22 protein-coding genes and 1 riboswitch are annotated in these 24,672 nt (G+C 59.0%); of the genes, 1 reads left to right on the top strand and 21 read right to left on the bottom strand.

Annotated elements, in window-relative coordinates; genetic code table 11:
- Window positions 1-216: 216 nt before the first annotated feature.
- The 18 genes from QN370_RS00765 to QN370_RS00680 all read right to left on the bottom strand — a co-directional run bounded on the left by QN370_RS00765 (window position 217) and on the right by QN370_RS00680 (window position 15,552).
- A complete protein-coding gene (locus QN370_RS00765) occupies window positions 217-819 on the bottom strand; it encodes a hypothetical protein (RefSeq protein ID WP_322127448.1) in 603 nt (200 codons plus the stop codon).
- On the bottom strand, window positions 816-2,057 hold the full coding sequence (locus QN370_RS00760) for a CsgG/HfaB family protein (protein WP_322127449.1): 1,242 nt from the start codon (window positions 2,055-2,057) through the stop codon (window positions 816-818). The genes QN370_RS00765 and QN370_RS00760 overlap by 4 nt, the downstream gene beginning before the upstream one ends.
- Window positions 2,054-2,482: a curli assembly protein CsgF gene (locus QN370_RS00755; protein WP_322127450.1), complete on the bottom strand. Its 429-nt coding sequence runs from the start codon at window positions 2,480-2,482 to the stop codon at window positions 2,054-2,056. The genes QN370_RS00760 and QN370_RS00755 overlap by 4 nt, the downstream gene beginning before the upstream one ends.
- A gap of 63 nt (window positions 2,483-2,545) precedes the next feature.
- A complete protein-coding gene (locus tag QN370_RS00750) occupies window positions 2,546-3,034 on the bottom strand; it encodes a CsgE family curli-type amyloid fiber assembly protein (protein WP_322127451.1) in 489 nt (162 codons plus the stop codon).
- Window positions 3,035-3,154: 120 nt separating this feature from the next.
- Window positions 3,155-3,796, bottom strand: coding sequence for a type II secretion system protein (locus tag QN370_RS00745; RefSeq protein WP_322127452.1), 642 nt, complete (start codon window positions 3,794-3,796; stop codon window positions 3,155-3,157).
- Window positions 3,783-4,166, bottom strand: coding sequence for a type II secretion system protein (locus tag QN370_RS00740; RefSeq protein ID WP_322127453.1), 384 nt, complete (start codon window positions 4,164-4,166; stop codon window positions 3,783-3,785). The genes QN370_RS00745 and QN370_RS00740 overlap by 14 nt, the downstream gene beginning before the upstream one ends.
- Window positions 4,167-4,171: 5 nt before the next feature.
- Window positions 4,172-4,660: a prepilin-type N-terminal cleavage/methylation domain-containing protein gene (locus QN370_RS00735; protein ID WP_322127454.1), complete on the bottom strand. Its 489-nt coding sequence runs from the start codon at window positions 4,658-4,660 to the stop codon at window positions 4,172-4,174.
- The gene (locus QN370_RS00730; protein ID WP_322127455.1) at window positions 4,657-6,528 is read right to left on the bottom strand and encodes a secretin N-terminal domain-containing protein; all 1,872 of its coding nucleotides are present in this window, start codon (window positions 6,526-6,528) and stop codon (window positions 4,657-4,659) included. The genes QN370_RS00735 and QN370_RS00730 overlap by 4 nt, the downstream gene beginning before the upstream one ends.
- Window positions 6,528-7,052, bottom strand: coding sequence for a hypothetical protein (locus QN370_RS00725; RefSeq protein ID WP_322127456.1), 525 nt, complete (start codon window positions 7,050-7,052; stop codon window positions 6,528-6,530). The genes QN370_RS00730 and QN370_RS00725 overlap by 1 nt, the downstream gene beginning before the upstream one ends.
- On the bottom strand, window positions 7,049-7,630 hold the full coding sequence (locus QN370_RS00720) for a hypothetical protein (protein WP_322127457.1): 582 nt from the start codon (window positions 7,628-7,630) through the stop codon (window positions 7,049-7,051). Before QN370_RS00720 ends, QN370_RS00725 begins: the two co-directional genes overlap by 4 nt.
- Window positions 7,627-8,166, bottom strand: coding sequence for a PilN domain-containing protein (locus tag QN370_RS00715; protein ID WP_322127458.1), 540 nt, complete (start codon window positions 8,164-8,166; stop codon window positions 7,627-7,629). The genes QN370_RS00720 and QN370_RS00715 overlap by 4 nt, the downstream gene beginning before the upstream one ends.
- Window positions 8,163-8,978, bottom strand: coding sequence for a hypothetical protein (locus tag QN370_RS00710; RefSeq protein ID WP_322127459.1), 816 nt, complete (start codon window positions 8,976-8,978; stop codon window positions 8,163-8,165). Before QN370_RS00710 ends, QN370_RS00715 begins: the two co-directional genes overlap by 4 nt.
- A complete protein-coding gene (locus QN370_RS00705) occupies window positions 8,971-10,680 on the bottom strand; it encodes a GspE/PulE family protein (RefSeq protein WP_322127460.1) in 1,710 nt (569 codons plus the stop codon). The genes QN370_RS00710 and QN370_RS00705 overlap by 8 nt, the downstream gene beginning before the upstream one ends.
- Entirely contained in the window at window positions 10,677-11,858 is a 1,182-nt protein-coding gene (locus tag QN370_RS00700) for a type II secretion system F family protein (RefSeq protein WP_322127461.1), read from the bottom strand. Before QN370_RS00700 ends, QN370_RS00705 begins: the two co-directional genes overlap by 4 nt.
- A gap of 23 nt (window positions 11,859-11,881) precedes the next feature.
- Window positions 11,882-12,325 carry a type II secretion system major pseudopilin GspG gene (gene gspG / locus QN370_RS00695; protein WP_322127462.1) on the bottom strand — a complete coding sequence of 148 codons (444 nt, stop codon included), beginning with the start codon at window positions 12,323-12,325 and terminating at the stop codon, window positions 11,882-11,884.
- A 4-nt stretch (window positions 12,326-12,329) separates the two neighbouring features.
- On the bottom strand, window positions 12,330-13,154 hold the full coding sequence (locus QN370_RS00690) for a hypothetical protein (protein ID WP_322127463.1): 825 nt from the start codon (window positions 13,152-13,154) through the stop codon (window positions 12,330-12,332).
- 17 nt (window positions 13,155-13,171) lie between these two features.
- Window positions 13,172-14,851 (bottom strand): putative porin, encoded by a 1,680-nt coding sequence (locus tag QN370_RS00685; protein WP_322127464.1) that lies wholly within the window; start codon window positions 14,849-14,851, stop codon window positions 13,172-13,174.
- 368 nt (window positions 14,852-15,219) lie between these two features.
- Window positions 15,220-15,552: a hypothetical protein gene (locus QN370_RS00680; protein ID WP_322127465.1), complete on the bottom strand. Its 333-nt coding sequence runs from the start codon at window positions 15,550-15,552 to the stop codon at window positions 15,220-15,222.
- A gap of 427 nt (window positions 15,553-15,979) precedes the next feature.
- Window positions 15,980-16,061, top strand: a riboswitch (cyclic di-GMP riboswitch).
- A 39-nt stretch (window positions 16,062-16,100) separates the two neighbouring features.
- Here QN370_RS00680 and QN370_RS00675 point away from each other — a divergent pair.
- The gene (locus QN370_RS00675) at window positions 16,101-16,478 is read left to right on the top strand and encodes a hypothetical protein (protein WP_322127466.1); all 378 of its coding nucleotides are present in this window, start codon (window positions 16,101-16,103) and stop codon (window positions 16,476-16,478) included.
- Window positions 16,479-16,532: 54 nt separating this feature from the next.
- Here the strand turns inward: QN370_RS00675 and QN370_RS00670 are convergent, their stop codons facing one another.
- The 3 genes from QN370_RS00670 to QN370_RS00660 all read right to left on the bottom strand — a co-directional run bounded on the left by QN370_RS00670 (window position 16,533) and on the right by QN370_RS00660 (window position 24,648).
- On the bottom strand, window positions 16,533-21,902 hold the full coding sequence (locus tag QN370_RS00670) for a YDG domain-containing protein (protein ID WP_322127467.1): 5,370 nt from the start codon (window positions 21,900-21,902) through the stop codon (window positions 16,533-16,535).
- 58 nt (window positions 21,903-21,960) lie between these two features.
- Window positions 21,961-23,667 carry a ShlB/FhaC/HecB family hemolysin secretion/activation protein gene (locus QN370_RS00665; RefSeq protein ID WP_322127468.1) on the bottom strand — a complete coding sequence of 569 codons (1,707 nt, stop codon included), beginning with the start codon at window positions 23,665-23,667 and terminating at the stop codon, window positions 21,961-21,963.
- A 225-nt stretch (window positions 23,668-23,892) separates the two neighbouring features.
- Window positions 23,893-24,648, bottom strand: coding sequence for a hypothetical protein (locus tag QN370_RS00660; protein ID WP_322127469.1), 756 nt, complete (start codon window positions 24,646-24,648; stop codon window positions 23,893-23,895).
- Window positions 24,649-24,672 lie beyond the last annotated feature (24 nt).

Here is a 24,672-nt window from a genome sequence, read left to right as displayed (position 1 = left end):
TGCGCACACAGCGCGGCTGTTTTCACCAACACCAAGGACACAGACTTCTTGTTGCTTGTTAAGTACTTATGGAACCATTTACAAATAACGACGTAGAAGATCACGCGCGACCCATCCGCACAGCGTGTCGAGCATCGCGCTGGCTAGCGTGGTCAGTCAGTCAAGAGTCTTCTGGCAATTCAGGAGGGGAATAACGGGTTTAAAAAGGCGACGCGGCTATCGGACCCCCACTGACATGTTGCCGGTCAGAGCTAATCCAATTTTAAAACCGCTACCCGCGGGCTGGGCGGGCTGGGACCAGTTGACCGAATTATTGTTGCCAACTTCACTCACGGTTGCCGTGTTTCCGCCGTTTTGAACGAAAGTTATCGTGTTACCACTGCCATCCTGTGACGAGGAGAAGCTGTTACGGCCGCCCAATTGAGTCAAGTCCGTCGTGTTGTTACTGCCGGTTTGTGTGACGCTGGCGATGTTGTAATCTGAATTAGCCTGATTGATGGTTGCACGGTTCAAGGTGCCCAGCTGCATCACTGCCGCACTATTGCCGTTGGCGCCAGACTGATCGATTACGGCAACGTTACCGGCACCGCCGAAAATATCCATCACCTGATCGATGGTTGCCAGATTACTGTTTCCAATCTGCGTGATGGTTGCTTCGTTGCCGTGCGTCGAAGCATTACCGAAGTCCGAGATGCTCGACAAGTCTCCCGCTGCGGAAGGCGCCACAGCACCTGCCAGCAGCGCGGCAAAAAGAACGGAAGAAGTAGCAATGCGATTAAGGCTCATCGTGTTTTCCAATGCCATGTCGAGGGCGATCAACGTCGCCAATATTGAAGAAAAATACTTTCGGCCAAGCCTGCAGGCCCGGCCGGTGACGTCGATGCCGGTGCCACCGTTTCACGTGCAGGTGCTTCGATGTTGTCAATTTTTGTGACCGGCGCGCCCTGTGTCGTCGCCGTTGCCGTTGCCGTTGCCGATTTTGGCTGAACGCCTTGCGCTGGCGGAAGCGGTGCGGGTGCCGATGCTGGTGCGGCAGACACATTACTGACCGGCGCGCGCTGCGCTGCCGGCGCCCGCGTTTTTGCCGCCGCTTTGGCGGGTGATACCGGCAGCAGCGGTTGCACGGGAGCGACCAGATCATCAGCCATCAGTGAACGGCGTTGTATGACCGGCTCGTCGGCATTGGCGTCCTCGCTGACGTTGCTCAGGCTTTCGGCCAGATAGGCCTGGACGACCGGAGAGTACAAATCTTCTTCATCCCTGAGCTCAAAAAAGCGGTCGCGCACGCCCTGTACGGTCATGTGAATCACTGCGGATTCGATTGCTTCGCGCACCGCCAGTTGTGCCGGTTCGTTGGTCGTATAACCAGTTTCGCCTTGCAGCAAACGCTGGTACGACGTGAACTTGTACAGACTGGCCGAGAACTGGTAGGAATAGATTGTCTTGGTGACTGATACCGCATCGAGTACCTGGCCGTCGCGGATGTCGATGGCGCGCAAGATCACTGTTACCTGATCGACGTGATACTGCGTACTGGTGCCGATGCCGAGATAACTGGCTCCCTTGCCACCGGTGCGTACATTCGATTCATAGGCGATGACACCACCCTCGATGATCATGCTGGCCGGCATCAGGTTCGGCAAATTGATCAATGCCTTGCCTTTGTCGGCAGGCGATTCGATGGCGCGCACGATCTTGCGCTCTGTCAGCAAGTTCTGCAAACCTTCCCGTTCGACCGGCACATACCAGCCTGAATCCTTCAAGGCCTTGACCAGCATTGATGCCGCTCCCTGCGTCACGGACGTGGAATAAGAACTGTCCGGCGAGGGTTTGAACTGGCCGGTCTGGTCCCTAAAACCATACACGGCGACCGCAATCTTGGTTTTTGGCGGCGGCAGTTGCATCAGGTCGCGCGTGATGTTTGACGACGGCGTCAGGCGCGCGTTGGATCTCACATTCGACGGCGGAATCACGGAACAACCGGCCACCAGCAGCGTCACCAACAGCAGCGGCAGGCAGCAACGACGGGCGCGAGATATCAGACCAGAACTCATCATTGCGCCAGCGCTCCCGAACTAACGGTGAAAATCGCCGTGGCACCACTACTTTTATCGGTAGTCTGGATGGTCAGGTTACCGCCCCCCGTATCGGCAATATTGATCGTGTAACTGGCCGTGTCATAAGTTCCGGGAGTCAGTGGATTACTTCGTCCAAATAGCGTATTGACCGCATCGGTAGACAATCGATTCAAGATCGCGCTCTGCAGAGTATTGTTGAAATTTTGCAGAGGCGAGTTCGTTGGAGCCTTGAAACCATTTTGAGCTTGCGCCGCAGCCAGCAAACCGGGTGCATTGTTCGGATTACCGCCAAATGACGGATTGACTGGCGTATAAACCAATTCGGTTGCACCCGCGCCAGCACAAGACAAGAGCGCAACAGGAACGACCAGCGAGAAGCGGAGCAATTTTTTTAAGGAGATCATTGTTATCAACATTGGGTTTTATAGTGGTCACGGGAAATACCTGCTCCCGTACCCGTCAAGCACTTACAGTTCATCCGGTGCCAGATCAGAATCGGCCGCCGAATTGGCAAACATATCCAGCGAAATCAGATTGCCGTACACCGTTTCGACCGCCTGCTCGGTGAAGGCCCTGATCAGGTTGAGCTTGTAAGGTAAAAATCCGGAATACATTACCTTTTGGCCGAAAAGCACCGTGATCTGATTGCCTGTGCGCCGCGAAGCACGCTCGGCGATCGTCAGGGTAAATTTTTCACCTTCCGATTTCTCACGCCAGAATTCATTGAAGTTGCGGAAAAACTCTTGCCCGAGACCGGTCGTCGTAGCGTTGACTACCAAACCACCGACACCATCTGCCGTCACCGCTTCAGGTGCCTGCAGGCCCGTCATTGCGTTGACTGAATCGACATCGGTGGCCTCTTGTGCACACACTGGCAACGTCACCACCAATAGCGTCATCACCATCGATAAACCGGACAGAAAAGAAGGCAATCTCAATAAAAACTTTAACGGCATTGTCGTTTTCCTTCGGCAATTTCTACCTATATGACTGGTCTTAATTGATCAGTGACAAAGTTGCTAAATGTTATCTATGCAACCTGACATCGCCATGACAAAATGTCCATTTGATAGTGTTTATTGCAAGTCCTGCGGACTGACAAGACGACGGCCATCACCATTGATAATTTCCGGCGGCAATGATCGCGCGACCGGTTCGGCGGGCGTACCAACCAGACTCATCGGATTGGTCAGCGTGCGTGTGATGACGCGCTTGAGCAAGGGGTCCGGCGCTTCGACAGGCGCAATGCTGGCCTGATCGGGACCGAACAACCAGTCACGAAAAATCTTCTTGTCCTCGAACGCCTGAAAGCGTTCATCGAAGTTGGCCAGCTTGACGGGCCTGGCGTCGGACAGGCTGTAGACACCGACCACTCCTGACTTGCCGGACAGAAAACTGATGCCCCACGCGGTGCCGCCTGTCAACGGATCGACCGGGATTTTTCGCAAATGACGGCGCACCACCGGAAAGCGCGGGTCAAGCAATAATTCCTGTAACGATTCAGGTTGCTCCGGCTGTCCCGGTAGCGTCGCATCAGCGTAACTCTTGAGGGCATCACTAAACTGCGCGCCGGTGTTAAGCAACGCTTGTTCGAGCTGCGTGCGCTGCAATGCGGCACCCGTCCGGATGCCAACCGCCGCCACTAATCCGAGCAGAGCGATCAGAACCATCAAGCCGACATACGCGAAACCGGCCGCGCGCGATCTACCATTCCGCATAAGGTTTGCCATTGCGATCGAGACCGGGTGCGCTGCTGCGAATGCTGTACATCTTGCCCTTGGTTGTATCGTCCGGGGCGACGATGATCCAGCCATCGGATTCGGCCAGCGGATCGATCGGCACAGCACGCAAATATTTTTTCTCCACGAGCTCATCGAGGGTATCCGGGTAGCGCCCGGTGTCGCCGTAGTACTGATCGATGGTCGCGCGCGTCGTGCGCAAGTTGTCTGCCAAAATGACTTCCCGTGTCTTGTCGATGCTCGGAAAAAAACGCGGCACGGCCAGCGTCAGCATCAGCGAAATAATGCCCAGTACGACCAGCAACTCGATCAACGTGAAGCCACGCTGCTGCAACCGATGAGTACGCATGACGTTCACCATGACCGGTACGGTGCATCGTTCAGGCCGATGCGCTGGGAGCGCGATGCGATGTCATATACATCGTCACCCTCACGCGGATCGGCGGCGTCGCTGGCATAACTGCGTAACACCCAGGTTTTGGCGGCCGGTAACGTGCTGTCGCCATTGAACGGATCACGTGGTATCCGGCGCAAGAAATATAGTTTGGCGCGCTTCGGATTGCGCTGATCCGGCACCCCTTCGACCAGCACTTCCAGCGTGGCAGGATAGCCATTTCCCGGTACTGCTTTGGCAATCCGTCCCTCGTCATAAGCATGCTTATACGTGTCGATTGCCTGCCGCACTTCATGCAAGGCTTGGCGCAATTGCTGCTCCTGTCGGCGCTGCACGACTACTTGCACGACCGGTGCCGCCAGCGTACCGAGCAGTCCCAGCACGGTCAGCGTCACCATCAGTTCGATGAGCGTGAAACCGCGGCTGAAGTGACCCACCCCGCGTTTCATTGTCCGGCGCTTTCCGGTGCGGCAGGCGTCACTGCTTTTGCCTCGCCATTGAGCGGGGTCATGACAGTCACCGTCGCGGTGGCTACCGACCCGGCACTGACCGGTGCACGACGAAAGCTGCCATCGGTGCCGGCTGAAAACTCGGAGTCGCTTGCTTCCGGACGTTGAATATTGCGTATCAGATGCGGCGTGATCGACAGCACAATTTCCGTCTTCTGCGCATTGTCCTGCGTGCTGCCAAACAGACGACCCAGAATCGGGATATCACCCAGGCCCGGCACCTTGACACCAACGCTGCGGTCCTCGTTGTTGATCAATCCGGCCAGCACCTGATTCTCTCCATCCTTCAACTGCAGCAAGGTACTGGCCTGACGCGTGCCGATCTGGTAAGCGGTGGTACCTGACTTGGTTTGTATCTGGCTGACCAGATTACTGACTTCCAGCGAGACCCGGATCGCCACTTCATTGTTAAGGTAGATGGTCGGCTCGGCATTGAGGGTCAGACCCACATCGATATAGCTGACGGACTCGGAAGCGAAGCCGCCCGCTCCCGGTGAAATCGTGGTGGAGATAACCGGCACCTTGTCGCCGATGACGATCCTGGCTTTTTCCTTGTTGCGCACACGGATGCGCGGGTTTGCCAGAATCTTGGTATCCCCATCGGTCTTGTTGGCACTGATGGTTCCGACCACACCAGTCACGGCGACCGAATTCTTGCTGACTTTCTGCAGGTCAGCCAGAGTGAGTGCGCTGCCACCGCCAAGCGACAGAGGCGTCAGGCTGACATTGGCCGGCCAGGCGACACCCAGCTCGAGCAGGCGACTGCGCTTGATTTCCAGAATCTCGACTTCCAGCATGACTTCCGGCTCCGGCACATCCTGCAGTATGACCAGCCGTTCGGCCAGGCGGATCGCTTCCGGTGTGTCGCGCACGATCAGCAAGTTGAGCTTTTCATCGGCTACGACATCCTTTGTCTTGAGGATGGTCTTGAGCGTATTGGCCAGCGCCTTCACATCGGCGTTCGCGACGAAAAAGGTCTTGACGATGAGCTCCTGATATTCCTTCGTCTTGGCCGGACCGTTCGGATAAATCAGGATGGTGTTGCCATCCATGACGCGCTGCTCCAGCTGGTTAGTCGTCAGCAGCAGATAGATGGCCGATTCGACCGTACTGTTCTTGAGAAAGATCGATGTCTTGGCATCGCTTTTGACGTCCTTGTCAAAGACGAAATTCAAGCCCGAGCGCAGGGCAATCACGGCAAAGACCTGCCTGAGCGAGGCATCCTGGAACTCGATCGAAATCGCTTTTTTGAACGCGACATCCAGCACTGTTTCAGCAGCCGGCTGGGCGGTTTTTTCCGCCAGCATGCGCGACAGGTTGCGCGCTTCTTCCTGATCGGGACGCTCGCTCAGGATTGTCGCCAGCGTGCGTTTTGCCGCGTCGAACTGTTTGTTCTCGATGCTGGCGGTCGCGGCAGCCATGAGCTTGTCATGCCGTTCGTCCATCTCGAGCCGGCGCAAGCCAGTCAAGGCGCGCTCGTTTTTTCCATCCTGGGCCAGCACCCGTTGCAAGCTCGCGCGAGCGAGGTCGCGCTGATTCCCCGCTGCCTCGCGTTCGGACTGTACAAGCAAGCGCGTAATGATGCGTTCGCGCGATTGCAGAAAAGCCGCACGGTATTGCGGGTTGTCGGGTTCGTGCACCATCGCCTCCTGGAACTTGGCCAAGCCAGCGTCAAGCTTGTTCTGTGCCACCAGATCGCGGCCGTCCTGATAGGCTTGCTGGGCCGCACAGCCACCCAGAAGAAACGCCAGCATGGCAAGGCCGAGGGCGCGTTGAATCGTCGGGAACAACCGTATTTGGCGAGACATTAGTCGAGTACTCCGATTTGAATCTGTTGAAGCCGGTTCATTGGCAGGTAGGTGAGCGATAGCAGCGGTGGCGCAATCGATTCGACGCGGTACACGCCATCAATGACGCTCTTTGCCGTTACGACGTAAGTTTTGTCGGCGCTAGCGAGAAATACCTCGAGAACGCCGTCACTGACCGCTTTGCCGATATAGGTCAATGGCATTGGCGGCGGTTCTGCAGGCAGCGGCTTGACTGCTGCCGGCGCAACCGGCAACGGCGTCCAGTCGGTGTGCGCAAACAAGCCAGTTTCCGCGCTGGAGCCGGCTTGCACATCGGCCACCAGCAGAGCGCCACGCGGTTGCAATGCCACGATCAGCGGTCCCGTTGCGGTGGCCGTAGTGCCGGATGCAGCCGGTTTCGTCACCGCGACCGGGGTGCGCGCGACCGCTTCCGCGACGTTGCTTGAAGGTGTGCGATCGCCAAAGGCCAGCAGTGCACCTGCCATCAAGAGCGCAGCTGTCATCAGCAAATGGCGTGGTGTCATGGATGGCCTCCAGGCGTCGTCGGTAACAGGTATAGCGTCAGCCGTACCCGTGCTTCTGGTTCGGCATCGGCGATCTGGTCCCGCTTGAAATTGATCTCATCGAGCGAGGCGAACGGAATGGCACGCAATGCGGCCAGACTGAATTGCCAGATTGCCGGATAGGCACCCTTCAACGGCAAAAGAATCTGGTAACTCGCCACCCGACCAATCGGATCGTAAGCCACTTTGTATTCGCTCTGACGTAATTGCAGGCCCGCTTGCGCTGCCAGCGCAAACAAGATGCGGACCTGTTCTCCAACCTGATCCTGCGCGCCCAACGCCTCATAGAATCGCGCTAGGTTATCGCTGGCTGTGACCTGCGATGCGACTTGAGATGCAACGCCCGTCGGCAAGACAACCTGCGTTGACATCGCCAGTGGTACTGTCGCCGCACGTTCTTGCGGCAGTAACCAGAGCCAGAACACGGCACCGCCCAGGCACAACAGACTCGCTGCGCAGATTGCGACACCCCAGCGCATCAGGCGCAAGCGTGCGCGCAGCAACAGCCGCATCAGCGTCACTACTAACGACCCGTTCATGGTGTTCCCCACATTGCGTCGATCTGAAATCGGATCGGATTATTGGGATCTTGTTCGTTGATCTCATGGCGCATCAGCGTCGCTCCGCGCAAAATGGCCTGGCGGTCGAGTTGTCGCACGTAGCCGAGCATGACCTCACTGGTACGGGCCTCCGCCGTGATCCGCAGCACATGCTTGTCGGCATCCGGCTCCAGCGTCAACAGCGCCACCGTATCGGGCGTGGCGTTGGCAATGGCGTCTCTCAAAACCTGCCATGGCACATTGAGTTGCAGGACAGCCCGGTTGACGGCGGCAGCCTGCGCTGCCGGGATCACGATCACCGGGGCGGCCTTGACGGTTGCGGCCGAACGGCGCGCGCGCTGCTGCTCCAATGCGACCTGTCCGGCCTGCTGCTGACGCACTTGCGAAAGACGATTGGCCGCCAGCAGTGCCGCCAGACAAAGGACCAGGCCGATGAGGATGCCGGCCAACGCCCAAGGCTGTTGTAGCAAACGCCGCGCAGTCGGTGGCGCAAAATCGATCGATAACCGGTTCACCAGCGTGCTCCCGATAACGCCAGCCAACCAGCCAGCGAATGTGTCTGACCCTGCCGGCCTGCACCGTCGAGGATCTCGCAACGAACTGGTCCGGTGCCGAGCAAGGCAGTCGGCAGCGCACCGCAGACTTGCAACCGCGTCGGTGCTGCCAGTCCCAGCAACAGTGCCTCGCGTGCGAGGCTGACAGCCAGCCAATCCGCTTCACCATTGGTCGGCAAACTCAGCGTACGTAATGCGCACAGACGTGCCCCGTCAACGACGCCAAGCGTCAGCAAGGTGCCATGAACGACGCCAAACCAGGCCCCGGATGCAAGATGTTTGCACCACCGGTTCCAGCAGTGAATGAACTGCGGCGCGTTGCCAACAATGGCCAACTTGTGTGCCTTCGCACTGCGCTGGACAACATCGAGCATGGTCTGCGGCATCGCTACCGCCAAAAATGGCGCGTGGATAGCGCGATCTGCCTGCATGGTCCAGCCGGCCAGCGACTCGCCATACAGTGCGTGAAACCGTACGGCGATCGCCGCATCAAGATCACTCAGACGCAGCGCTTGTGGCGGTGGCGTGACTTGCCAGAAGCGGGCCAGATCGTCAGCGATCACCACCTGCAGCGAAGCACCCTGACAACGGGTGCTGGCAAACAGCGTTTCCAGCGCACTGGCAAGCGCGGCGAAGCTGCCGTCTTCCGATGGCGCAATCGACTGTTCGGCGAGCACTCTCCCGGGCGCACCGTTCCAGCGATGCAGTCGCAACAGGCTCACCGCGGTGCCGCTAATTCCCAGTCGCAGCGGCGGGTTCAATAGCTCAAGCATGCAAAGTCACCCGTTTGATTTCAGTGAGCGTGGTCGCGCCAACACGCACCAGATCAAGCGCAGCCAGACGCAAGCTACGTGTGCCGTTCTGGTAGGCCGCTGCCTTGATCTGGCGGATCGGTCGCTTGTCGACAATCAGTTCGCGGATCTCGTCATTGAGGGTCAGGATTTCGGCAATCGAGCGTCGTCCCTTGTAACCGGTACCGCGACAATCGCCGCAGCCCTTACCCTGGCGAAAATCGTAGTCCACTGTCTCGGCCCGGGTCAGGCCGACGGAAGCCAATTCCTGCTCGCCCGGAACATGCGGTACCGAGCAATGCGGACAATTAGTGCGCACCAGCCGCTGCGCCCAGATACCGTTGAGCGCCGAAACAAACGCATACGGATCGATCCCCATGTGCGTGAAGCGGCCAAAGACATCGAACACATTGTTGGCATGCACGGTGGTCAGCACGAGGTGACCGGTCAATGCGGACTGCACTGCGATTTCGGCTGTCTCGCGGTCGCGGATTTCACCGACCATGATTTTGTCGGGGTCATGGCGCAGGATGGAGCGCAAGCCCTTTGCAAAGGTCAGGCCCTTTTTTTCATTCACCGGAATCTGCAAGATGCCGGGCAACTGATACTCGACCGGGTCTTCGATCGTGATGATTTTTTCGCGACCGTTATTGATCTCGGTGAGCGCGGCATACAAGGTCGTGGTCTTGCCGGAACCGGTTGGCCCCGTCACCAGCAACATGCCGTACGCTTCCTGCGCCAGCATACGCAGCGAAACCAGCGAGGCGGCGTCAAACCCGAGCGCTTCGAGTGTCAGCGCACCGTAGGCTTCGATCATCGCGCGCTTGTCGAGGATACGAATCACTGCGTCTTCACCATGGATGCTGGGCATGATGGACACCCGCAAATCGATGTCGCGCCCGCCAGCCTCAACCCGAAAACTGCCATCCTGCGGCACGCGGCGCTCGGCAATATCGAGTTCGGCCAGCACCTTCAGGCGCGAAATGACTTGTTCGGCGACCTCGATGCCATTGACCGACGTCGCATGATCAAGAACGCCATCGACCCGGTATTTGACAGCCAGTCCTCCGGCGGTACTTTCGAGATGGATATCGGACGCCCCGGCCTTGAGTGCATCGTAGAGCGTCGAATTAACCAGCCGCACTGCCGGACTGGCCCCTTCGGACACCGAAGCAAACGACAGCACCGCCGTAGTCTTGCCCTCGCGGCGCGACTCGGCAGCACCCGGCAGCAAGCTGTCGGTCGCACGGACCGATTCTTCCTGCCGTGACAAATACGCTTGAATATCGGCCCGCAGCGCCAGTCGCACTGGCAACGCCCTGCCAGCACCCGCACCTGCGCGCACGCCAAGCAAGGTTTGCAGGTCCAGATCGAATGGATCATCGATCACGCCGATCACCTCGCCGCTGGATTCGCGCAGCAACACGCAGTGACGTCCCTGCGCCTGACCCAGCGGCAGCAAATCAAAGGCGGCTGTCAGCGCCAGCATGTCGGCCGTTTCCATGACGGCGAGTCCGAACGGTTGCGCCAGCGCCTGTACGACCAGCCGTGGTTCCAGCCCGCTCTGCGCAGACAATTCTTCAACCAGTGCGCGCTGCGATACGCGGCACTGCGCACGCGCGCGGACGAGCATGGCATGGTCGAGTACCGGCAGCATCGCTGCCGCAGCCAATGGCTGGTTCATGACATGTCTCCGGCCAGATCAAAAATCGGCATGTACAACATGACCACGATGGCACCGACGATCAGCCCGATGCCGGCCATCAGCAGCGGCTCGAAGGTCCGTGTGAAGCGTTCGATCCAGCGGCTGATTTCGCCATCGTAAAACGCTGCCGACTGCGTCAGCATCGGCCCCATGTCGCCGGTACGTTCGCCAACCCGCAACATGCGTAGCGAGATCGGCGTGGTCAGACCGTTGGCCTCGAAGGCGACTGACATCGGCAAGCCGGCTTCGATACTTGCACGCGCCGCCTGCAACGCACTGCGCACACCCGGCGAGACCATGCCCTGCACGGTGGCGATCGCTTGCACCAGCGTAATACCACCTTCGCTGAGCATGCCCAGCGTCAGGTACAACCGCGACAATTCAAAAATCCGTACCCGTTCGCCCACACCGGGCAAGCGCACCAGCAAACGCACGACACCACCATCGGCCATCATGCGCCGCAGCGCCAGCACCAGTGGCACGCCCACTGCCAGCGCCAGCGCCAGCAACAGCATCGTGTGCTGGGTAGCGAACTGGCCCCAGTACAGCAATTGCTGTGACATCCACGGCAAGTTGCGACCGGCTCCCTGATAGACCTCGGCAAAACGCGGCACCACGTAGCCGATCAGGAACGCACTGACGCCGCCGCCGACGAGCAGCAAGATCATCGGATAGATGGCGGCACTGACAATTTTTTCGCGCACCTTGTCGATACGCTGCTGGTAATCGATAAACCGTTCCAGCGAGCGCGGCAAGTCGCTGGTCCCTTCGGCCGCCTGAACAATGCCAATGTAGAGCGGCGAAAAAAGGTCGGGCTGATCGGCCAGCACGGCTGAAAAACGCCGGCCTTCACGCAGGCCACCGAGCAGCCGGCCGAGGACGTCGCGCGTCGCCGGGCTGGATTCTTTTTCAAGCAAGGCTTCGAGTGCTTCGACGATGCCTAATCCAGCCTGCAACAAGGCCAGCAATTCCTGGCTGAACAGCACCAGCGACAACGCGTTGCCGCGCTTGCCAGCGGCACCGCGCTGCGGTCCGATGGCGCTGACAAACAGGCCGCGAAGTTCGACTTGATGGCGGGCATCGGCTTCATTGCGACCATCGACCGTCAATTCGGTAATCGACAGGTCCGCCGCGAGGGTACGTACGGTAAATTTCATGGGGCAGCGTTCAGGTCCTGGAGTTACTGAGAAATGATGTCAGCGTCTTCACCGGCACCACCGGGCTGGCCGTCACGGCCCAGCGAAGTGATCTCGAAGTCGGACTTGGTACCCGGTGCGCGATAGGCATACGGATGTCCCCACGGGTCCGGCGGCACGCTTTTTTTCAGGTACGGACCATTCCATTTGACGCCAGCTGCCGGTGGCGCGACCAGCAAGGCAGACAAGCCTTCTTCGGTAGTCGGATAGCGACCGACATCGAGCCGATAGGCGTCGAGCGACTTTTCGAACGCGCCGATCTGGGCCCGCGCAATCGTCACCTCTGATTTCCCTAGCTGGGAAAAATACTTCGGTCCGACATAGGCGGCGAGCAAGCCGATGATGACGATGACTACAAGCAGTTCGAGCAGCGTGAAACCGCTGGCCTGCGTAGTGGGACCATGCTGTTTTTTTGCCGGATTATTCAAGAGATCACCATTCCATGTTGCCCAGAACATTGCGGATTTTTTTTGCCATCAGATCCAGATCGCCCTGCTGGCGCACCTTGCGCCGCTGGATTTTTTCCTGCTCATCCTGATCACGCTCGGCCTGATCGCGCGCGATCCGGGCCGCTTCTTCATTGGCCCGCGCCTGCTTTTGCCGCGCCAGCAACTGACGATCAGCAAGCTGCTGATTAACCAGTTCGGTATCGAGCTTGTCGCGGTACTCGTCGACCATGTTTTCGAGTTCGACCTGCTTGAGACCGGTCAGCACGTCCGGCCGCGCAGCCGAAGCGAACCAGCCGTTGGCAGCAGGCTTGGCCAGCAAACTGATACCCAGCCGATACAAGCTTTCATTCTTCGTCACGGCATCGGCCAGCGCTTGCTTGTTTTGTGCCAGGGCCGTTTCCAGCTCACGCTTTTCCTGCTCGCGCTGGCGCAATCTGGCGCTGGTGTCGGTCAGCGTCGCTGTCGATGCCAGCAGGCTTTTTTCGGACTCGGCCAGTTTGCTGGTCAGCGCGGCCTTGTCGGCTTCAACCGCCTTCAGTTCACGCTCGAGCGTGCCACGCTGCCGGCTTGCCGCGTCCGCACTGCGACGCGTTTGATCGAGTTTGTCGGCGCTCTCCTTGAGTTGCGTGTCGAGCTCGACCTTTCCTTGCACCAGCTGATTTTTTTCCTGCTCCACGCTGCGCAGCTTTTGTTGCAGGCGACGCATTTGCTCGGTCGCGCGCTTGCCATCTTCAGCGGCACCTGCCGGTGCCGCTCCGAGCAAACCGATCAGTATCAGTGTCAGCCCGCCCAGGCTGGTCGCTTTCAAAAACACGCCGGCACGCATCAGAATCTCGAGTTCAGGTCGATTTGGATGACATCGGTGGCGTACTTGGACTGCGGCACCGTCGCGGTCGTCATCGGCACGATCGGGTCGATCAGATTCGACGACAACCAACGGGCCGAGACCCAGGTGTTTTTAGCCAGACCGAAATTCATGCCGAGAATGACGCCCTTGCTGTTCGTGCCGCCAAGGCCGAAATCCGAATTCGTAAAGGCGTCCAGCACCGCATCACTGCCGAGGTAACGATAGCTAATCGATGCGTTCCAGGCACCGAACTTGTTGGTGACGACATTGCCCACCTGTGCCTTGAACAGATAGCCCAGCGACTTGCCGTCAGCAATGGCGATGCCGGTACGGGCCTTGATCTCGTCACGCTTGAACTTCAGGTTCTTGACCACATCGCCGGTCAGAATCACGTGCATCGGATCGAACTGCGCCACATCCAGGCTGGCGGTGAGATCAAGTTCGCGGAAGCCCGATGCGAGACCCCAGTTGGTAGCGGGATCGATGCTGGTCGGTGCATTGAGTCGAAAAAGCGTATTGCCACGCTGACGATAACCGGCGCCGTACTCGGAGCGGGTCACGTAATCCGTGCGGGTCAGATACGTCGCCTGTGTCTCGGCAATGCCTTCGATATTACGGAAGTCATACAGGCCAAGAGCGAGCTTGAAACGGTTTTCCTTCAGGCCAAATTGCCAGTCCACCCCGGTCTGCATCCCCAACAGGCTGCGGCTGGTCGACTGGTTCGGCACGCCTTGCGACAAAGGAAACCAGCCAGCAGTCAGAAAGGTGCCAACCGTATTGCTCAGTGGCGGCTTCACCGTCACCGACACGCCCTCGAAATTGAGGTCATCAGCCCACAGCAAGTCAGTACCCACAAACGGATTGCGGAAGCGACCGCCATTGAGCGTCACCCAGCTCAACGGCTTGACACGGATTGCTGCGCGGTCGAGCACGATGCTGGATTTATTGAAGAAATTATTCCCGCCCAGCGTCTGATTGGTCGAGGTCGGAGCACTGGTGCTGCCGGTTGACAGGGCCACGCTGGCAGTGATGATGTCGGTGAGATCCGCTTCCATGCCGATGCGCGCACGCAGACGCTCGCGGCTGCTGTCATTCTGGGTATTGCCGGTATGCAGATCCTTGCCCGGCCCGCCGAGCGCCAGAAATTCCGGCGAACGCGTCACTTGCGACGCACTGTCATACGACTTGACGGCCGTATTGTCAGCACTCAGACGAGTCGCTTCACCGCGCAAGCGCACATCGCCTTCGAAGCGGATGCGACTTTGCACTTCGCCGCTGGCATCGACTGCCATCACACGGCCGCCGCCGGTTTGCGCCAGCACTTCCGCCTTGATCTGCTCGCGCATCTGCGCCTTGAGCGACTCGGGCACGTACTGCACCCGCACCACTTTTTTGCCGTCAGCGCCCAGCTCCGGCGGCGGCAATTGCTCCAGCCTCGCGACAGCCTTGGCTTCGGCTTCGCGCATCATCGCGTCAACCTTGGCGCGCGGCAGCACACCATTTTTGACAAGGCTCTCCATCAAACCAAGCACGGTGGCGCGCAAGCGCTCCAGATCTTCGCGCTCATCAGCGTGGGCAGGCACGGCGACACCAAGAATCCCGGTGGCCAGCAAGACAAGGGCAGCACGCTTTTGGCCGTGAAATCGAAACTTGTTCATGAAAATTTTTCCGAATGAATGGGGACAGACGCGATTGCGACAGGCATCACGGTGCATTGGATTCGAGGCTGCAGCGACAACGGATCGACTATCACCACGCGACCGACCTCTGGTTATTGCTGCTTTCACTGCTTATCCAATACGGGTTATTTAGAAATCAACGATTGCATCACGCCGGTTTGACTACCCGACAAACCAATTTTTCATGACTGAAAACGCTTGCTCACAAACTTCAACGACCCGGCAACCATGGGCATATGGTGGCCGGGTGCGTACGCTGCCAGACCAGCAATCAGGTCAGGCAGCGCTTCCGGTTCCGGGCAATCTGACCCGGGAACGGAGTGCGATCAACGCGTCGGGACGGACTATTAACGCTGGTTGATCTTGGCGGTGTTCATGGCACCGAGCTGGATGATGGCAGCCGAGTTTGGGTTGTTGGTGCTGTCCTGCATGATGATTGCGGTATTGATACCGGTCTGATCGATCGCTGCAAAGTTACCGCCGCCGAACTGAGCGACTACCGCCACGCTGTCCGCACCGTCGATTGTCAGGCCAGCGATCAAGCCGCCAGCAGCTGCTGTGTCGGCGAATGTCGAACCAGCGCCTGCGAAATCGCTAAGGGTCGACAGATCGGTTGCTGCGAAGCTCGAACCAGCGATCATCGAGAGGGCCAGAACGAGTGCTTTGATTGATGTTTTCATGATGAGATTTTCTTTAAAGTGAGGGGATTAAATTGGCAGTAATCGCGCCCCCATGAATGCGATCACTAATACAAATTTTTAAGACGACATGAACGTTGCTGCTTGTTGCGGTGCCGGCGAGCGTGATGTGCATCACAGTCAATCCGGCATGCATCTCTCATGTTTCACTGCAGCCTTTGCGCTATCTGCTCACTGCTACAGTAGACCGAAGCTTAAGGTTCTTTTTTGACAATTTTGTGAAAGAGGCACTGTTTTTCCGTGATGGAAAAGATATTTTTTCCAGCTCTTGTACGACATGAAAAAAAAGAAAATAAAACATTAAATAACTTGCACAAGAGAAATCTTTTCACTACTATGAAGTTGCGTTAGAGAAACAAGTAGTCGGTCAAGCGCAAGGAAATTCGTGGGGCCACAAGGCTCCCCGGCTTTCTTACAAGGGCAAACCAATCGAAAGGTTGGGACGCAAAACTAGAGGACCCTCGCTGCGTGCAGGGTAGCCAGATACCGTGAGTTCCGGAAACCGGGGCTCGTACAAGAAAGGTAATGCCATGAAATTTTCCATCGCCACCCTGTTGTTCGCGATCGCTGCACACGCCCCGCTGATGGTTCAGGCAGCTGATATTGCTCCAGCCAGCCAGAGCAACTACAGTGCCCGTCAGGAAGCGCTGATTGACAGCTTCATCAAGCAAACCGATGCGCTAGGCAACGGCATCAGCAGCGCCAATATTGATGACCTGGCTTCCATCAACCAGGCCACCGACGGCAACTTTGCCGCCATCACCCAATTCGGTAATCACAACCACGCCGACATCGCCCAGTCGGGCGGTAGCGGCAACGTCGCGATGATTACCCAGGTCGGCAACAACATGACCGCCCTTATTGCCCAACGCGGCAGCAACAACATTGCGATGATCAACCAGCGTTAATGTGACGGTACTGACGCTGGCGACCGGGCATGGTCGCCAGTGGATTTTCTTCGATCAGGGAGCCGTGATGTCGGCGCTAGTCGTGCCTTTTTTCACGGACAGGCTGTAATTCTTGCTGTCCTTGCCGGCGAGCGTGTTGGTGTAGGTCACCACCTTGCCATCGGCGATCCTGCTGCTGGAAAAACTGCCCGTCTGAGTGAAGGTGACGATGTCGCCGTGCAGCAAACCATCGATGGTTCCACCACTGACCAGTGCCAGCTTGGTGCCGTCAAACACCTTGCTCAACGCTTCGGTCAGCCCACCGACCACCAATTGCAACTGCGAGATGTTGGCCTTGGTCGCAATCTGGTCTGCCAACACCTTGTAATTGCTTGCATCGATCCCAGCCAGCGAATTGACATAAATCACCGACTTTGCGTTACCCGCATTCTTGTCAGCGAACACTCCCGACTGCAGCAGTCCCACCGTATCGCCGGCAATCACACCGGTGAGCTTGCCGCCGCTAAGCGTGACAGCGGTGGTGGCGTCATAGACCTTGTTGGCGGCGACCGTCGATCCTGTTACCGACAGCAACTTGGGCGTGATGGTCCCAACCAATCCATTCGGCTCTACCACTACGTAATTTCCGGCAGACGCGCCGCCAAGGATATCGGTGGCGGTAACCGCAATACCGTTACCGGCATTTTTTGTGACGAACACGCCGGATTGCGTCAGCTTCAGCTGGTCACCGCCGATGACGCCATTAAGGGAGCCGTTGCCGAGCTTGGCCAGTGTGTTGCCGTCATAAACCTTTGACTCGACCACGGTACCGCTGACCGTCAAGGTTTTGGCGGTGATGCCAGCCTCGGCCTTGCCGCCAGCCGAGAGCAAGTTATAGTTACCCGCGTCGCTCCCGTTGAGACTGTTTTTGTACGTGACGATCTGCTTGGCACCGACATTTTTGCTGGCAAACGTGCCGGATTGCACCAGTGTGGCGACGTCGCCGGCAACCAGACCCGACAGGGCCCCGCTGAGGTTAGCGACATTGCTGCCGTCGTATATCTTGTTTGTTGCGACGGTATCAATCACGTTGAGGTCACGTGCGACGATATTGGCAGTTGTCACGCCGCCCGCTGACGACAAACTGTAATTGCCGCTGTCAATACCGTCCAGACTGTTCCTGAAAACCAGCGACTTCGCCTTGCCGACGTTCTTGTCGAGGAACAGGCCGGACTGGCTAAAATTCACCGTATCCCCCGCAATGACACCACTGACCCGACCACCACTGATACTGACCGCAGCGCTGCCGTCATAGATCTTGTTGCCATTGGCGACACCCAGCACACCAAGCTGCTTGGGCGTGATGTCTGCAGTCAGGGAAAACGACGGCACAGACAGCAAATAATTGCCGGAAGCACTCCCGCCCAGGCTGTTAAATGCCTGCACGGCAACGCCGCTGCCGACGTTTTTCGTGGCGAAATTGCCGGATTGGCCGAGTGTCACGATGTCACCGTCAACCACGTTGCCGAGCACGCCGCCGCTGACGCTGGCAACCGTACCGCCGTCATAGACTTTTGCTGCGGCAACGCTGCCAGTGACTGACAACTGACGCGCCGTGATATCGGCCGTCAATGCAGTCGGCTGGACCAGCGTGTAGTTGCCGGCCGAACTCCCCGAGATGGCATCAGTGGCCTGCACAACGATGCCGTTACCCACCGTCTTGCGGGCAAAATTGCCGGACTGGGTCAGCACCACGGTGTCGCCGGCAACGACGCCGCCGAGGCTGCCACCATTGAGCTGTGCCGTCGTGGTGCCGTCGTACACCTTATTCGCGGCGACCGTACCGGTAACGGTTAGCGCCGCCGGGTTGATGGTCAGGGTGCCGCCGACGAAGTCGATTGCATAGCCTTGCTGAGTCGAATACAACCCGCCCGGGGTGATCGTGTAGCTACCGACACGGGTGGCGGTAACGGCGCTGCCATCATAACTGGCCGTACCGAGCAAGCGACTATCCGGCGTCGACGACAACGTCACGCCACTGGTCGCGGCGACTTGCCCGTTGTAAGTCTTCGTGGCGCTGTTGGCGGTGACCGTCAGCGGGGTCATAAATGAGCGCAGCAACGGCGACGTGTGGCCGTCATAACCGATCCAGGCCGACTGGAAATTCCAGCCAGCGTTATGGTTGCCATTGTCGAGCGTGGCCGAACTGAAGTTGGCCGATGTCTGCATTTGTGCGCTGGTCAGGCCGGTTGCATCGCTCACCGTTGCCGCATCCGTCCCGATGCCGGTAAGCGTGCTGCTGCTGTTCCAGAAGCTGTTGCTGATACTGCCACCATTGGCACCGACGAGCCCGCCGACGTCATTATTGGCAGTCACGACACCGGAGGCGTACGCGGTGTCGATCGTGCCCGTGTTGTTGCCAACCAAGCCACCGACTTTGGTAGAACCACTGACTTTGCCGCTGGCATAGGCGGTCTTGATACTGCCGTCGACATTGGCACCCACCAGCCCGCCGACCTGATTCGATCCGGTGACGGTATCGCTGGCGTACACATTGGTGAGTGTGCCGCCATTGTTGTACCCCACCATGCCGCCGACATACAGGGCACCGGTGATGCTGCCACCGGCCAGTCCGACGTTGGCGATCTTGCCGTTGAACACATTACCGAACAAACCAACCCGGTTACTGGCTGGCGTAGTAATGGTCAGGCCGCTGATGGATTGACTGGCACCATCGAACACACCGGAAAACGGATTGGCGCTGCTGCCAACCGGCACAAACCCGCCCGCTCCCCAGACATCTTTCCCGCTGGCGGTGGACGAAGCGTCGATGCTGTTGCCCATCAGGTAGTTGGCACTTGGCACCATCGCCATCAATTGCAACTGGTGGGCATTGCCCACCGTCGTCGCGTACTCGGAGGCCAGCATCGGTGTGGTTGCGCCCACGGCACCGCCGGCGTTGTTCAGGTTGCCGTCTGCATTGACCAGCACCCAGCCTGGTGCGCCGGGCGTGGCGGTAAAGCCGAAACCGGCGAAGCTCGCGGCAGTGCGCATCTGTACCGTGGTCAGTCCGCTGACGGCGCTGAGGCGGCCGGTATTGGTGCCATTAGCAAGACTCTTGACGTCGCTATTCCAGTAACTGTTGCTGATCGCACCCTTGTTCGAGCCGGTCAGCCCGCCGCTGCTGGTGCCGCTGACGGCACCGCTGGCATAAGTATTGTTGACAGTGGAGTTGATGCTGTTAAAGCCGACTAGCCCACCGGCCACACTGTTACCGCTGACCGCCCCCTTGGCATAAGCGAAGGCGATGCTGCCGGCATTGTTCCCGGCCAGACCACCGACCCGCACGGTGCCGCTGGTAATGCCGCTCGCGTAGGCATTGCTGATCGCGCCGTAATTGACACCAACCAGGCCGCCCGTATCGCTGCTGCCGCTGACCGCGCCGGTTGCATGGACGTTGCCGAGACTGCCGTTGTTCTCGCCAACCAGGCCACCAACCTCGAAGCTGCCGCTGCCGCCGGCGACACCGCCGGCACTGCTCGCATTGCTGACCACGCCGCCGTTTGTGCCGACCAGTCCACCGACGTAGTACGTACCCGCGCCGACCACATTGGCACTGCTCGTCACATTGGCCAGCAGGCCATTGTTGACACCGGCGATGGCACCAACGCTCGTGCCATCACTGTTGCCCTTGATGCTGCCGCCGGTCAGGGCCAGGTTGCGCACCACGCCATCCACTGCGACCGTGCCGAACAATCCCAGATTGCTGAGACCGGCCGGTGCATTGATGGTCAGCCCCGTGATGCTGTGACCTAGTCCGTCCAGCACGCCGGCAAAACCGGGATCGACCGACGCCAGTGGGGTAAAACCGGCACGGCCGTTCCATGCTGCGGTGCTGGTAGCGTCGATATTGCTGCCCAGCGCGTAGTGCCCGGTCAGATTGCCATTGATACCCTGCAAGCTCGCCGCGGTGGCGTCGCCGGCCACGCCCAAGCTATTGATGACACTGTACGGCGTGCCGCCAATGACCAGCGCCGTGGTCGAACTGGCCGCGACATTGGGCAGGTTGATCGCCGCACCGCTGCCGAGATTGAACACGCCGGTGCCGCTAGCGGCCTCGGCACCGTTGGTGGTATTCGGGTTGATCGCCAATCCCGCACCCGCACCATTGGCGGTGATGACGGCATTGACATTGACGTTGTTGGAAGCAGTCAGGGTCAGGACGGTATTGGCATTCCAGGTCACGCTATCGTTGACGTTGATATTTCCTGCGCCAGCGACCGCGCCGCCACTGCTCTGTAGCGTGACACCGGTGCTGCCAAGCTGGCTCGACAGCGTCGCACCGGTGATGTCGCCACCACTGGCAGCGACGGCAAAGTCATGGGGATCGATCAGCCAGTTGCCGGTTTTCCCGCTCGCCGCGACGGTGGTGACGCGGGCATCGCTGGCGACCCGCACGGTCGCCGCCGAGGTCTCGACGAAGCCGCCGTCACCACCCTGCGGTGCCGACGCATCAAGGGTGCCACCGACTTGCACGCGACCGTTTTCCATGTCTCCCAACAAACGGATGACGCCGGCATGATTTTCCAGCGTGCGTGCACGGATCACGCCGCTGTTGTTGACCACGGCCGACACAAGCTGATCAGCCGCCCGGGCCGTCAGCATGACGCTGCCGCCATCGGCCTGGATCAATTGCCGGTTCTCGGCCAGTGCCTGCAGCGCACCCTGGTCGACCTGCACGCTGATGAGCTTGTCGCCTGCAAAGTCGAGCGTGGTCTGGTTGCCGGCGGCCAGTGCTACCGTGCCCAGATTGGCTTGCAAGGTACCCTGGTTGCTGACGTTGGCTCCGAGAAAAGCGATGTAGCCGCCGTCAGCGGTAACCTGTCCTAGGTTAGTGACGCTGGCGTTGCTGGTACCGCTGAAGACACGCTTTCCAGCCATGAAATCGGCGTCGCCCAGTGTGAGCGTCGAGGCGACCAGACCGCCAACATTGACTTGCGCGCCCTTGCCGAACAGGATGCCGTTCGGGTTAAGCAGGAACACCTGGCCGTTGGCACTGAGGTTGCCGTAGATCGCGCTGGCATCGCTGCCCAACACCCGGTTCAGGGCGATCGCGGAGGCATTCGGCTGCACGAACCGGACTGTCTCGCCGCTGGCGACATTGAAGCTTTGCCAGTTCAGCGACAGGCGCGCGCTGCTCTGGTTCACCGTCATGGCCGTGCCGGATTGTCCGATGCTGCCCGTTCCGGCACTGACTTGCCCTCCCTCTGGCAAGGCATGCGCCATCCCCGCCGCTCCCAGCACGACCGCCGCCAGCGCCAGATTGGCAGCGCCCAGTTTGCGCCGCGATTTACCGCCCTGCTTGTGGCGACCGCGTGCGGTTTCCGGCGCAGGGACGTACTGCTGCAGTGACTCGTTCCAGGTAAGACGGTAGACGTGGTTCATGGTGGGCTTTCGGGTTGGTCGTTTCGGAGTGGGTTGGAATGTATGGTAAAAATTGTTGTCAGAAATAGGTCTGCACGTTGAGCCAGAGTCGCGGGTTACGGTCGTGATCCGACAACGGCACAGGCCCGTTGCGCCAGGCCAGCGCCGTACTCACCGCCAGGCCGGAACGCGAATAACCGAGTCCCAGACCCGCGCCCCGCAAGCGCTGGCGATTGCCTGCGTCGGCCTCAATCGGAGAATGATTCAAGCGCCCGGCCGCCGCGTCATAAAAGCCCGACAGCAGCCAGCCATCGGCCAGCGCATAACGCAAATCCAGATTGACGAGCAAGGCATCGTCACAAGCAGCTTCGCCTTGCGGATAGGCGCGCACGCCCTGAATGCCGCCCAGGCTCATTTTTTCTGACGAGTCGAGATTCTTGTCGGCGAACTGGGCACTGGCTTGCGCCATGACGCTCCAGCCGCGAACCGGCAGATCGATGGTTTGCTGACGCGCCCCCGTGGCCAGCCACTTGCCATATCCACCGGCCGTGCGATGACCGAGCGCATCCAGCACGCTGGTGGTCGGATCAAGTTGCAGCCGGCCACTGGCATGGGCGAGGCTCCACGTGCTCACGCCACCCCCGGCCAGTCCATCGGTCAGGTCGCCTGAGACACCCAGATTGAGGACTTGTGCGCGGCGCTCGGTGCTGATGCCAAGGCTATCGGTGCGATCGACCTGGCGTTTGCGATCCAGATTGATCTGCAGTGACACATTGGCGACCCGACTGCGCTGCAGCGGATACAGTGCGTAGAGGCTGGCAATATCGGCAGTGCCGTGGGCGTCAAGGCTGGCAAAATCCAGACCAAGCCGGTAGGTCATCGATGACCACGCCACGCCGGCCTGCCAGCCAAGGCTTCCGAGCGGCAGTTGCCAGGCTAGCCGGGCATACCGGTAATCGCCATCGGACAGATAGCCTTGCACCGACAGTGCGTCGCCCAGTGACAACGGACCATGGATGCTGGCCTGCACGCCGGGACGCAGGGCACCGGTGTAGCGGTTGCCATAATTGTCGATGCCGGCACGACCACTGACCGGGGCCAGGCTGGTAAGACGCACATCGAGGTCGGTCGTACCGAAGGACGCACCGGGCATGAGCGTCGACGCCACTGCGGTGCCAGGCACATCATTCATGAGCAGCAAAGCGCGTTCCAGCGCAGGCCCCGACAGGGGCTGACCGGCCTGCAGTCCGTTCAGGTACGCCTGGGTCAGGGCCGGTGGCAGTGATGACCGGTTATCCACAGTCAGCGTTCCCAGCCTGCCCTCCAGCACCGCGATCTCGACACTGCCATCAGTGATCTGCTGGGCCGGCAAGATCGCTTGCGCAACAAAGTAACCGTGCTGGCGATAAAAAGCGGTCACGCGGGCCGCGGCAACATCGAGCCCGGCAAGATCAAGTTCCTGCCCGATCAGGTCGACCAGCAGCGCGGCCAGTGTCGCTGTCTCGAAGAGGGTATTGCCGCTGAAACGTATGGCTTGCACGCGCACGCGCGCACTGTCTGGCGCGGTGGACTCGGCGGGTGCCTGCGGGTCCAGGCGTGGCAGAACCGCGCGGCGTGTTGGCTCTGGAAATTGCAGGCGTTGCTGGTCCTGCATCAGACGACCGGCGTCAGGTTGTGTCTGTGCAGCGGTCGTGCAGGAGGCCGTGACCAGCACCGTCGCTAGCAGGAAGCGCCGCGTGACACACGACCTGAAACGAAACAAATCGGCCAGGTCAATCTCAGACAAGGAAAGCAACACCATGGAGTCTTTCAGGTTGAATAACATCTGCAATCATGAAAGTCCACGACGCGATTATTCCCGCGCGCAATACTTGATTGTCAACCTGACATCATAGTCAGCGAATGTTGCATTTTCCCTAAGGCTTGACCTGATTGTTTAGTCTGAACGGTTCATTATCATAGGCAGTAAGAACTGCCGCGATCACTCTCCCGCTGTGCGCCGTCCAATCCACTAAAACCGTCGCCCCAACGAAATACGATTTTGGGAAGCTGCTGAAAAATTAGCATGCTGATCGCGTGCTATCCGCGCAAAGTAGTCGCCAATATCGTAGGTCACCGTCAAGGCAAGCCCTTGTACGTTGTCGCCATTTCCCGTCCTGCCGTGTTTATAGGAGGCATCCGCTGTCCAGCGTTCCGCATCGTTCGGTTTGTACCGGACGACGGCATGCGTCACGTGCTGTTTGGTATCGAGCCGGTCATCCCAGATATGAAACAGCGAGAGCTCGGTTTTGGGTAGCGCGCGCGAGCCGATGCCTAACGTGATGGCGTCATTCGGATCGAAATTCAGATTGAAATAGTCTTTCAGATTTGTCCGGCCAAATCCGACGATGGCAAAATTGCTGCCACCGATTTCGGCCGTGACGGAACCACCCAGGAATCCACCCGACGCAAGCTGGGCAGAAAAGACAGGACGCACTAATCCAAAGTCATGCCGGTACTCATAACCCGTCCTGCTTTGCTGAAAGTTTTCCTTGTCGTGATAAACGCCGACCCAGACGGTATGTTCACCCAGCACAGCGCGCAGATTCAGATCAACGGCGTCATTGTTATCTGACGAGAAGTAATACGACGGTGTGAGTTTGTAGCTGATGGGATTACTCCCGAATTGTGCCGTATCGGGGCGCAACTCTTGCGCCTGTGAACAGGCCGATGCGGTAGCCATCACCAGCACGAGCGAGCCTATTTCCATCCATTTAAGCGCGCGCATAGGTTCTCTTTCTTTCATTAAGTT

Origin of the sequence: Actimicrobium sp. CCI2.3, from assembly GCF_035019065.1 — a bacterium.
Classification (GTDB): domain Bacteria; phylum Pseudomonadota; class Gammaproteobacteria; order Burkholderiales; family Burkholderiaceae_D; genus Actimicrobium.
This window is presented reverse-complemented; position numbering and strand designations above follow the sequence as displayed.

Excerpts from the sequence above, each read along its gene's own strand:
- QN370_RS00750 (WP_322127451.1), bottom strand. The coding sequence starts at position 3,034 with ATGCCGTTAAAGTTTTTATTGAGATTGCCTTCTTTTCTGTCCGGTTTA.
- QN370_RS00675 (WP_322127466.1), top strand. The coding sequence starts at position 16,101 with ATGAAATTTTCCATCGCCACCCTGTTGTTCGCGATCGCTGCACACGCC.
- QN370_RS00710 (WP_322127459.1), bottom strand. The coding sequence starts at position 8,978 with ATGCTTGAGCTATTGAACCCGCCGCTGCGACTGGGAATTAGCGGCACC.
- QN370_RS00760 (WP_322127449.1), bottom strand. The coding sequence starts at position 2,057 with ATGATGAGTTCTGGTCTGATATCTCGCGCCCGTCGTTGCTGCCTGCCG.
- QN370_RS00730 (WP_322127455.1), bottom strand. The coding sequence starts at position 6,528 with ATGTCTCGCCAAATACGGTTGTTCCCGACGATTCAACGCGCCCTCGGC.
- QN370_RS00745 (WP_322127452.1), bottom strand. The coding sequence starts at position 3,796 with ATGCGGAATGGTAGATCGCGCGCGGCCGGTTTCGCGTATGTCGGCTTG.
- QN370_RS00670 (WP_322127467.1), bottom strand. The coding sequence starts at position 21,902 with ATGAACCACGTCTACCGTCTTACCTGGAACGAGTCACTGCAGCAGTAC.
- QN370_RS00755 (WP_322127450.1), bottom strand. The coding sequence starts at position 2,482 with ATGATCTCCTTAAAAAAATTGCTCCGCTTCTCGCTGGTCGTTCCTGTT.
- QN370_RS00725 (WP_322127456.1), bottom strand. The coding sequence starts at position 7,052 with ATGACACCACGCCATTTGCTGATGACAGCTGCGCTCTTGATGGCAGGT.
- QN370_RS00735 (WP_322127454.1), bottom strand. The coding sequence starts at position 4,660 with ATGAAACGCGGGGTGGGTCACTTCAGCCGCGGTTTCACGCTCATCGAA.
- QN370_RS00700 (WP_322127461.1), bottom strand. The coding sequence starts at position 11,858 with ATGAAATTTACCGTACGTACCCTCGCGGCGGACCTGTCGATTACCGAA.
- QN370_RS00685 (WP_322127464.1), bottom strand. The coding sequence starts at position 14,851 with ATGAACAAGTTTCGATTTCACGGCCAAAAGCGTGCTGCCCTTGTCTTG.
- QN370_RS00660 (WP_322127469.1), bottom strand. The coding sequence starts at position 24,648 with ATGCGCGCGCTTAAATGGATGGAAATAGGCTCGCTCGTGCTGGTGATG.
- QN370_RS00680 (WP_322127465.1), bottom strand. The coding sequence starts at position 15,552 with ATGAAAACATCAATCAAAGCACTCGTTCTGGCCCTCTCGATGATCGCT.
- QN370_RS00720 (WP_322127457.1), bottom strand. The coding sequence starts at position 7,630 with ATGAACGGGTCGTTAGTAGTGACGCTGATGCGGCTGTTGCTGCGCGCA.
- QN370_RS00740 (WP_322127453.1), bottom strand. The coding sequence starts at position 4,166 with ATGCGTACTCATCGGTTGCAGCAGCGTGGCTTCACGTTGATCGAGTTG.
- QN370_RS00705 (WP_322127460.1), bottom strand. The coding sequence starts at position 10,680 with ATGAACCAGCCATTGGCTGCGGCAGCGATGCTGCCGGTACTCGACCAT.